Origin of the sequence: Streptomyces sp. NPDC058464 (assembly GCF_042721035.1) — a bacterium.
Taxonomy (GTDB): domain Bacteria; phylum Actinomycetota; class Actinomycetes; order Streptomycetales; family Streptomycetaceae; genus Streptomyces.
Map to the genome: position 1 here is coordinate 1 of NZ_JBHXMA010000102.1, position 9,294 is coordinate 9,294.

Sequence of the window (9,294 nt, forward strand, 5' to 3'; positions counted from 1 at the left end):
GGGGGGGGGGCCACCTGGGGGGGGGGGGCCCCGGCCGCCGTGGAGGCTCTGGTCGACGTGGTTACCTGCACGAGGCACGGTGGTGACCACGGCGAGAGGTGATCACGGGGTCTGGTTGGCCAGGCCGAGATACTCGCCCAGCGAGTACTCGACGTCGAGACCCTTGTCGGCGACCAGTGCGCCGAGCGCCGCCGCACGAGCCATGAAGCCCGGCGTCGTCAGCGAGTCCGCAAACTCGTTGTAGGCGGTGACCAGGTGGGAGTCCGGCGGCAGTGTGGCTCGGCCGACCATAGCCTTCGCGGTCGCCAATGCCTGCGGGTCGAAGGAGGCGAGGCGGGCGACCGTCGCGTCGACGAAGGCGTCGAGTTCCACGTCGGGCAGGGCTCGCGTGACCCATCCCCAGCGTTCGGCCAGGTCGGCGTCGTAGTCGGCGCTGCCGAGGATGGCCTCCAGCGCCCGGTCGCGGCCTATGGACCGGGGAAGTCGCTCGGTTCCACCTCCGCCGGGGACGATTCCGATACCGACCTCGGGCTGGCCGAAGAATGCCTTCTCGCGACTGGCGTACCGCAGGTCGCAGGCGAGGGCCAGCTCGTTGCCCGCGCCGCGGGCGCGGCCACGGATGACCGCGATGCTGACGAACGAAGCCTTGCTCAACCGCAGGACCATGTCGGTCCAGACCGGCGCGTCGTCCTCGTGCTCGGGCACCGGGAGGTCGTTGGCCGCGGCGCCGTCGAAGTGGTTGAAGAAGAAGTCGGGGATCTCGCTGGAGAAGACGACGACCTGGATGTCCGGATCCTCGTCGAGCTCCCGGACGATCTTGTGCAACGTCACTACGGTCTCGGGGATCACCAGGTTCGCCGGAGGATTCGCGAACGTGATCCTGGCGGTCCGCGGGGTCGTGCGCTCTAGACGGATCGTGCTGGGCTGGCTCATCGGACAGTCCCTTTCGTGTGGTCGCTGAGGATGCGCATCGGTGGGCAGGTACTCTCGGCGGCCGGTGTCGCGCGGCAGAAATATTGCATTACGCATGTAATTTAATTACTCTGGCACGGCTGTGGCCTCGACCCCACGATCGTGGCACTTCGACGTCCTACGGGCTTGGCTTCAGGCGACCAATACTTGACATCAGACGACTATGGGCCGCTCTTGCCGGAGACCTGGGCCTGGTGGAAGACCGCGGCGTCCGGCCGCGTCACGGGCGCAGCCGAGGCGACGGGCGACCTGATGGGGTCGTGGCTTTCAGGGGGCGCATCTACGACGCCGAGTTCCGTGAGGGAGCGGTGCGGGTCGTAGCGGAGACGCGGAAGCCGATTCCGGAGACGGCTGAGGATCTGGGCATCCACCCGGGGACGCTGCACAGTTGGGTGTCGCAGGCGCGGCGCAGCGGGTTGCCGTTCATCGGACCGACCGGTGGCCGAGCCATCGCCCGCAGCTGTCTACGGGAGAGCCAGGGCAATGAATGGGAGCGGCTTCGGGGCAAGGCCGGGAGAAGGACAAGTGCATCTCGAAGCTCTGCTGCAACTGACCACCCCGGCCGCAGATCGGCGGCTGAAGGCAAGCCTTCGGCAGAGCCCGGTATGCGATGCTGTCCCGTCGCCTCGGCGATCGCGAGGAGACACAGGCGGGGACTACGGAGGACGCGGTGATACGGCGAGGGTGGAGAGTCGTCGTGCTGACGGCCACCGCGCTGCTGGTGTACCTCGTGATGCCCAACCAGCTGATGACGCCGGCAGGCGGTTCAGCCGCAGCAGTGAGTGGCGCCGTCGCACCGGGGGCCGTGCTCTCCGACCTGGCGCACACCGGCTGCGGACAACCCGTCTGCCTCTCCGACGACGTGACCATGCCGCCTCGGAACACACTCCAGGAGCATGCGCCGCTCGGCGACCGCAACGTGGACTGGGTGACGAGTACTGTCCCAGTGCATCTGACCCAAGTCGCTCCGCCTGGTAGGCCGATGGCCACCGGCGCTGGAGACGCCTTGCGGCCCACGCTGAGCCACCTGCAGATCCTTCGCTGCTGACCGATCGCTCGTGAAGCCGCCGGCCCAACGGCCGGACTGCATACGCAGCACCTCGTCCAGCTCGAAGCTCTTGAAGGTTGATCATGCAGCCACACCCCCAGACCCGCCATGCCGATCCCGGTCCCGTCAAGGAGTCGCACTCCGGCCGGCGCGGCAGCCTCGCCAAGGCGGTGCAGTCGTGAACCTCGGCATCATCGGCCAGGCGGCGGGACTGTTCGCCGTCACCAACATCGACGACATCCTGGTCCTTGCCCTGTTCTTCGCCCAGGGCGCCGGGTACAAGGGCTCGACCCGGAGGATCGCCACCGGTCAGTACCTTGGTTTCGCCGCCATCCTGGCCGTCGCGATCGCAGCCGCGTTCGGCGCTACCTTCCTGCCCGAGGACGCCATCCCCTATCTCGGCCTGCTGCCGCTCGCGCTCGGCATCAAGGCGGCTGTGCAGGCGTGGCGACACCGCAAGGACCCTGAGGACGAGAAGGAGACAGGCGAGGGCGGGCCGAAGATCCTGGAGGTAGCTGCGGTCACCTTTGCCAACGGCGGTGACAACATCGGGGTGTACGTGCCTGTGTTCGCCACCGCAGGCATCGGTGGCATGAGCGTGTACGCCGTGGTGTTCTTGGTCCTGCTCGCCGTGTGGATCGCGGCGGGCCGGTACTTCGCCACCCGACCCGCCATCGCCGAAATCCTCAGCCGCTGGGGCCACATCATCCTGCCCGTCGTCCTGACCGGCATCGGCCTGCTCATCCTCATCGAGGGCGGCGCCTTCGGGCTGTAGCGGTCACCAGCGTCCGAGCGGCGGTACCGACTGGTGCCGCCGCTCTGCGTTCCAATGGTGCGTCTGCCGCCCGCGTCCATGGCCGAGCAGAAGGTCAAGTACTGCACCGCCTGTCGGGCGCTGAGGGCATCCGAGTCGTGGTTCCACGAGTGGCGGAATCGTGCGCCGACGGTGCGTGAGGTGTGCCGGCGGCAGTCGGCCGAGGAGGTCTTCCATGGCTCTGGCGGCACCTGCGGCTCACAGAAGGTGTTCATCGAGCGCCGTGTGCGAGGCGTTCACCGGCGTCCTCAACTCGGGGTCCACCGCCAGGCGGTTGCACAACGTGTGCGGGTTCAAGGGTCCGATCCGGTGCGAACGGGACTGACAAGCCACCCTCGCCAGGGACTGGCCGCGTGGATCGGCTTCACGCATGGTGGGGGTCGACGGACCAACCGGTCCACCCCCCTCGCATGGCAAGAGGTACCCCCTCAGGCCGCCAGTGGTTGCTGGGCCAGCGCGGCGGTCAGCTCGGGTCGGCTGCAGACACCGACCTTGCCGAAGATCGTCTTGACGTAGTCACGCAACGTGTGGCGGGAGATGCACAGTCGAGTGGCGATCTCGTCGGTGCCGAGACCCTCGACGAGCAGCTCCGTGATGTAGCGCTCACGCTCGGTCAGTCCGTGCAGCGCGAGCAGCAGCGGCATCAGCTCGGCGCGGCCTGCAGGCTCAAGTACGACCGCGACGCGGAGCGGGGCGGCACCCGTGGCCTTCAGCGCGTCGGCGTGGACGAGCAGCCATCCACCGGGCACCTGCAGCCGCAACCGCGCGGGTCGTTGCGTACTCTCGCGCGCCGCATTGATCTGGGCCTGCAACGCGACCGTCTCGATCGGCGTCGGCAATCCACCGCCGAGTGTCGGTTGCAACGTGTTCAGCCAGCGCTGGGCCTGGCCGGTGCTGGCCTCGATGTTCATGTGTTCGTCGAGGACGAGCACCCCTGGGGCGCGCAGCGGATCTGGGTCGGCCTGCCTGCGCGCCAGCGCCTTGCGGAGTCCCACGCCCAGGTGTTTGGCGATCGCGGTGACGAAGCGTACTTCCTCAGCGCTGAAGTCCGGCACGTCGTCGGCCCGGTTGACACAGCCCATGCCCCACGTGGCGTTCGAGCTGCGAGCCACCGCGCGCAGCTCGTCTCCGAGGCCGAAGCGGCGGTGGACCTCGCGGTAGCGACGGCTCGCCACGAGGTTGCCGTCCGTGGTCTGCGACAGCGACGCGACGGGCTGGGCCGCGCGCGAGAGCGCGTCGAAGGTGTTGACGTCGTCGCCGCCGTCGAGCTCGAGTTCGGTGAACGCGCGGCGCAGCGCCGGTGTGGCGTCGACCGAGAGGATCGACGCCGGCAGGAGCGTGTCCGGGTCGGTGATCATCCAGGAGCCGGTGTCGTAGGGGACGATGCTGCGCACAAGCATGGCGACGGTCTCGATCAGCTCCGCCGCCGAGGGGGGCGAATCACAGAGTTCCGCTATGGTCTCCCGAACGGCGGCAGCCCGGGCACCTGGTGTCCACATGAGCCCGACCGTACTCCCGGTACAGGGGGAGCCGAACCCCCCATGTGCGGGGGGTTCGATTTCCCCCGTGTTGCGGGGTTCAGGACGCGACGCCATCGCGGTGACGATTTCTGCCATGGCCAAGCACATCAGATCGACGGCGACGACTGCCGTCGCCCGCACAGCACTGCCGAGCGTCGGCGTCATCGGGGCCGGGATCAGCGGCCTGACCGCGGCCAAGGCCCTGCAGGACTACGGTGTCGCCTGCACGGTATTCGAGGCCGGTGATCGCATCGGCGGCAACTGGGCGTTCAAGAACACCAACGGCCGTTCGAGTGCCTACCGCAGCTTGCACATCGACACGAGCCGCACGGCGCTGTCCTTCCGTGACTTCCCGATGGACGATCGCTATCCCGACTTCCCGCACCACACCGAAATCTACGACTACCTCCTCGACTACGCCGATGCGTTCGGCCTGCAGGAGCAGATTCGCTTCGACTGCGAGGTCACTGCGGCGCGCCGCCTGCCCGGCGGTGGCTGGGAGCTCCACGCGGGTGGCGGGACGCACCGCTTCGACCTCCTCGTTGTCGGCAACGGACATCACTGGGACCCACGCCTTCCGAGCTTCCCCGGTCGGTTCGACGGGCCGGTGATCCACTCGCACCACTACATCGACCCGACCGAGCCGCTGGACCTGCGTGACAAGCGCGTGCTCGTCGTCGGCATCGGCAACAGTGCCGTCGACATCACCTCCGAACTCGCGCGCAAGGGCGTCGCGAGCAAGGCCTTCATCTCAACGCGGTCGGGCGCCTTCGTGATCCCGAAGTACATCCTCGGGCGTCCTGTCGACAGGCTCGTCAAAACCAGCCCGCACATCCCGTTGCGCATCCAGCGCGGCCTCGCGGCACTGTTGCCGCGCCTGGCCTCGGGACGCATGGAGGACTTCGGGCTGCCGACGCCCAACCACCGCTTTCATCAGGCCCATCCGACCCTCTCCAGCGAGCTGCTGCTGCGCCTGGGTTCCGGTGACGCGGTCGCCAAGCCCGACGTCGCCGAGCTGGCGGGAAACCATGTGCGCTTCACCGACGGCACGGTCGAAGAGATCGATGCCATCATCTATGCGACGGGTTACAACATCAGCTTCCCGTTCTTCGAGGCCGATCTGATCAGCGCGCCGGACAATCGCCTTCCGCTGTACAAACGAATGTTCAAGCCAGGCATCGACGACCTGGTCTTTCTCGGACTGGCGCAGCCGCTGCCTTCCTTGTTCCCGTTCATCGAGCTGCAGACGAAACTGCTCGCGCGCTATGCCGCCGGTTTCTACGCGCTCCCAGGGCCTGGTGACATGCAGCGCGCGATCGCCGACGAGCAGCGTTTCAACGCCGAGTTCGCCAAGAGCCCGCGCCACACGATGGAGGTCGACGGATACCTCTACGAGCACGACATGCTCACCCGTGAGTTCCCTGCGGGTCTCCGGCGCGCGCAGGTGGCACCGCCGGCGATCGCAGGACGCGCCATGGCTGAGGTGGTCGCAGCATGAGGCGCGACAGTGACTTCCTCTCCGGTGGAACGCGCTGCGCCGCCTGGCACTACACGTCCGGGGACGGCGACCGGCGGCCGTGCGTCGTCATGGCCCACGCCTTCGGCTGCACGCGTGACAGCGGTCTGGAGCCGTACGCCCAGCAGTTTGCCGCAGCAGGATACGACGTCCTGCTGTTCGACTTCCGCCATCTGGGCGCGAGTGACGGCGAGCCGCGCCAGCTTGTGAACCCCAAGCACCAGCTTGAGGACTTCCGTGCCGCGGTGGCGCATGCGCGCCGTCTGCCCGGCGTCGACTCCGAGAAGATCGTGCTCTGGGGCATGTCGCTGGCCGGCGGACACGTGCTGACGGTCGCCGTCGAGGACCCCCGGATAGCCGCGGTGATTTCGGTCGTCGGCGGCGTCGACATGGTCGCGTCGTCGCTGATGAGCCTGCGCCGCGACGGCCCGGTGTCGATGGCCCGACTCAGTGCGCTGGCGGTCCGCGACGCTGCCGCCGCGCTGCGCGGCAAGCCGCCGGTGTACGTCCCGATCGCCGGCGCGCCGGGAAGCACGGCGTTCATGACCGCGCCGGGTGCGGCCGAGGCGATCGAGGCGATTGCCGGTCCGACATTCCGCAACGAGGTGGGTGCGCGGGCCGCCTTGATGATGTCTTCGGTGCGGCCGGGCCGGCTCGCCAAAGACCTCACGTGCCCGGTGTTGTTCCAGATTGCCGATCTCGATCAGACCGGCCCCCCACAGGCGATCGCCAAGGCCGCTTTCGCCGCGGCGGGCAGGGCGCGTGTGCGGCACTACCCCTGCGATCACCTCGACGCGCTGGGCAGCCACCGCGCCGTTGTGGCCGCGCACCAGGTGGAGTTCCTCGATTCCGTGATCGGAGGGAGTCGACAGGCCACCGAGCCCCCTACCAAGGACGGCACGCCCACCGACATTGAAGCGGCGGGGACGGCGACATCTCCGACGAGCACCCGAAAGAGGCGTTGATGGGAACCTCGACACCTACCGCCCTCCACCTCCGGTACGCAAAGATCGCCGGCAAGCTGAGTGCGAATCCGGACATGGAGCTCGATGACACGCGGCTCCTTCTGGAGCAGCTGCACATGCTTGCGGCCGAGCCGACCGACGTCACCTACGAGGAGGTCGATGCCGACGGCGTGCCTGCCATCATCGCCAAGCCACTGGACGCGGCCGCGGACCGGCTGATCGTGTACGCCCACGGTGGTGGCATGGCCCTGAACTCCGCAAGCAGTCACCGCAAGCTCGCCGCGCATCTCGCCAAGGCGGCAGGCATGCACGCGGCCGTCGTCGACTACCGCCTGGCACCCGAGAACCCGTTCCCCGCCCAGATCGATGACCTGGTCACCGTCCACCGATGGCTGCGCCGACAGGGGATCGCACCCGAGCACACCGCGACCGCCGGCGACTCGGCCGGAGGCAACTTGGCGATCACCTCCGTCCTCAAGCTGCGTGACCTCGGCGAGCCGCTGCCCGCCGCCATCGTGGCGTTCTCGCCGTGGATCGACATGCAGAGCCTTGGTGACACCTTCGTGAGCAATGCCGACAGCGATGCCCTCATGAGCCGCGAGGTGAGCGAGAGGATGGCCGGCCTGTACCTCGGCGAGGTGCCACGGACCGAGCCGCTGGCGAATCCCCTGTACGCCGATCTCAGCGGTCTGCCGCCGGTCTTCGTCACCGCGGGTGAGGCCGAGGTCCTGTTGGACGGTGCCGTGCGCTTCGTCGAGCGGGCCAGGGCCGCGGGTGTCGACACGACCTTCGAGTGCGCGCCCGGTCAGGAGCACGCGCACGAGCTGATGGCCGGGAAGAGCAAGGAGGCGGACGCCTCGCTCGCGAACGCGGGCAGATGGATGCGCTCGCTTTTCGTACTTCATGGAAACGCCGGTAAAACGGCACGAGAAGTGGGCCAGTAACAGCGTTGCCACCGCGATGACAGCGGGGTGGGAAAAAGCCAGACGACACGCACCTCAAAGGAGAGGGAGCATGGCGATCATCCAGTGCGACATTCGGCGCGGCCGAAGCGACGACCAGAAGCGTCGACTGGCGGCCGGCTTGACCAAGGCCGTGAGTGAGGTGACCGGCGAACCGATCGAGCGAATGTTTCTCGTGATACGTGAAATGCCGGGGTTCAACTTTGTCGACGCCGGAGAGCACGTGGCGGACTACGTTGCCGGGCCGGACGGTATGGACATCGCGGGTGCGGAGCAGCTGCGTCAGCGCGGCGCACTGGTGGACGAGAAGTAGGGAGGGGCAATGCCGTACATTCAGGTGGACGTACGCGAGGGACTCTCGGAGCAGGAACTTGCCGAGTTGGGTGCCCGGATTGTGGACATCGTCCACGAATCAATTGGCTCCGCCCGCGCACATATCAACGTCGCGATCCGACAAATTCCCTCGGAGGGCCTCATCGAGTCCGGAGGGACCGCAACGTCTGGAGTGTCGTGTTGATCCCTTCCAGAGGCGTGTCGCCGAGTACGGCATTCTGACGCCGGGGAGAACCCCTGCTCCGTACCGGCAGTTGCGCGGTGCCGTGGGCGGGCTCAGCCAAACCCCACGGCAGTCACCGCTCGCGAGGAGAAACTTGACTGATATGAAAGCATCGAAACCGCCGAGTCTGTTGAACTCGCGGCTGACACTGACCATCACTCGCTATGCCGGCCGGGCGCACGTGTGGATCTATCGCCGCACCCGAGGGCGGGTCGGTGGCAACCTGCGCATCGGTGCGGGGTTCCGCAAGCCGGCACCGACTCTGCTTCTCGAACATCGAGGCCGCAAGTCCGGCAAGTTGTTCGTCTCGCCGCTGCTCTATATCACCGACGGCCCCAACGTCATCGTCGTGGCCTCCGCTGCGGGACGGCACGAGCACCCGCAGTGGTACCGCAACCTGCTGGCCCAACCCGACACCCACATCGACATCGGACCTGAGCATCGTGCCGTCACGGCGGTTCAGGCCGGCACCGACGAGCGGACCCGCCTATGGCCTCGCCTGGTGCAGGCCTATGCCGACTTCGATTCCTACCAGAGCTGGACCGAACGCGAACTGCCGGTCATCATCCTCCAGCCACGCTGAGGTCGTCTCCCGGTGGTTAATCTGGGATTCGGCTTCTCCTCCGATGGCGTCGGACAGCGCCGGAAGATGGCCGGCTATCGGGTCGGTTATGGCCGACTGGATCACGCATTTGTCTGAGACGATCTGGGTTGAGTTAATAAACTCGGTAATTGTAGAGTCGGATTTGAAAGTCGAATCGGCTACACACCGCTCAATGCACCCTTGCTCCTGACGTGTTCCCGAAGGTATGGGGCATGCGGGCCGGGTGTGTCAATAAATTCCCATGGAGGTGTCACGTGTCTGATCGCGCTGCTGTTGAGCTGAGTCCGGAAGCGGTTGAGTTCGCTGACTGGATGGCTGGGCTGGTGGTTCCTGAGTC

Annotated in this window: 11 protein-coding genes; 9 read left to right on the top strand and 2 right to left on the bottom strand. The window is 67.2% G+C overall.

Annotated features, from left to right (window positions below; translation table 11 throughout):
• Positions 1–102: 102 nt before the first annotated feature.
• The gene (locus ACFWPQ_RS51505; protein WP_384052068.1) at positions 103–933 is read right to left on the bottom strand and encodes an enoyl-CoA hydratase/isomerase family protein; all 831 of its coding nucleotides are present in this window, start codon (positions 931–933) and stop codon (positions 103–105) included.
• A 347-nt stretch (positions 934–1,280) separates the two neighbouring features.
• Between ACFWPQ_RS51505 and ACFWPQ_RS51510 the strand changes: the two genes are divergently transcribed.
• The 3 genes from ACFWPQ_RS51510 to ACFWPQ_RS51520 all read left to right on the top strand — a co-directional run bounded on the left by ACFWPQ_RS51510 (position 1,281) and on the right by ACFWPQ_RS51520 (position 2,795).
• Positions 1,281–1,646: a hypothetical protein gene (locus tag ACFWPQ_RS51510; RefSeq protein ID WP_384052079.1), complete on the top strand. Its 366-nt coding sequence runs from the start codon at positions 1,281–1,283 to the stop codon at positions 1,644–1,646.
• A gap of 23 nt (positions 1,647–1,669) precedes the next feature.
• Complete coding sequence (locus tag ACFWPQ_RS51515; RefSeq protein WP_384052070.1) at positions 1,670–2,020, top strand: hypothetical protein; 351 nt, start codon at positions 1,670–1,672, stop codon at positions 2,018–2,020.
• 178 nt (positions 2,021–2,198) lie between these two features.
• On the top strand, positions 2,199–2,795 hold the full coding sequence (locus ACFWPQ_RS51520) for a cadmium resistance transporter (protein WP_383721695.1): 597 nt from the start codon (positions 2,199–2,201) through the stop codon (positions 2,793–2,795).
• A 467-nt stretch (positions 2,796–3,262) separates the two neighbouring features.
• On the opposite strand, the gene ACFWPQ_RS51525 is transcribed toward ACFWPQ_RS51520, so the two are convergent.
• Complete coding sequence (locus ACFWPQ_RS51525) at positions 3,263–4,333, bottom strand: LuxR C-terminal-related transcriptional regulator (protein WP_384052072.1); 1,071 nt, start codon at positions 4,331–4,333, stop codon at positions 3,263–3,265.
• A 115-nt stretch (positions 4,334–4,448) separates the two neighbouring features.
• Between ACFWPQ_RS51525 and ACFWPQ_RS51530 the strand changes: the two genes are divergently transcribed.
• The 6 genes from ACFWPQ_RS51530 to ACFWPQ_RS51555 all read left to right on the top strand — a co-directional run bounded on the left by ACFWPQ_RS51530 (position 4,449) and on the right by ACFWPQ_RS51555 (position 8,936).
• Positions 4,449–5,852, top strand: a complete 1,404-nt coding sequence (locus ACFWPQ_RS51530; protein WP_384052074.1) for a flavin-containing monooxygenase — start codon at positions 4,449–4,451, stop codon at positions 5,850–5,852.
• A complete protein-coding gene (locus ACFWPQ_RS51535) occupies positions 5,849–6,835 on the top strand; it encodes an alpha/beta hydrolase (RefSeq protein WP_384052076.1) in 987 nt (328 codons plus the stop codon). The genes ACFWPQ_RS51530 and ACFWPQ_RS51535 overlap by 4 nt, the downstream gene beginning before the upstream one ends.
• A gap of 74 nt (positions 6,836–6,909) precedes the next feature.
• The gene (locus tag ACFWPQ_RS51540) at positions 6,910–7,779 is read left to right on the top strand and encodes an alpha/beta hydrolase (RefSeq protein WP_384052078.1); all 870 of its coding nucleotides are present in this window, start codon (positions 6,910–6,912) and stop codon (positions 7,777–7,779) included.
• A 70-nt stretch (positions 7,780–7,849) separates the two neighbouring features.
• Positions 7,850–8,110 carry a 4-oxalocrotonate tautomerase family protein gene (locus ACFWPQ_RS51545; protein ID WP_383721685.1) on the top strand — a complete coding sequence of 87 codons (261 nt, stop codon included), beginning with the start codon at positions 7,850–7,852 and terminating at the stop codon, positions 8,108–8,110.
• A 9-nt stretch (positions 8,111–8,119) separates the two neighbouring features.
• Positions 8,120–8,314, top strand: coding sequence for a 4-oxalocrotonate tautomerase family protein (locus ACFWPQ_RS51550; RefSeq protein ID WP_383721683.1), 195 nt, complete (start codon positions 8,120–8,122; stop codon positions 8,312–8,314).
• A 142-nt stretch (positions 8,315–8,456) separates the two neighbouring features.
• Complete coding sequence (locus ACFWPQ_RS51555) at positions 8,457–8,936, top strand: nitroreductase family deazaflavin-dependent oxidoreductase (RefSeq protein WP_383721681.1); 480 nt, start codon at positions 8,457–8,459, stop codon at positions 8,934–8,936.
• Positions 8,937–9,294 lie beyond the last annotated feature (358 nt).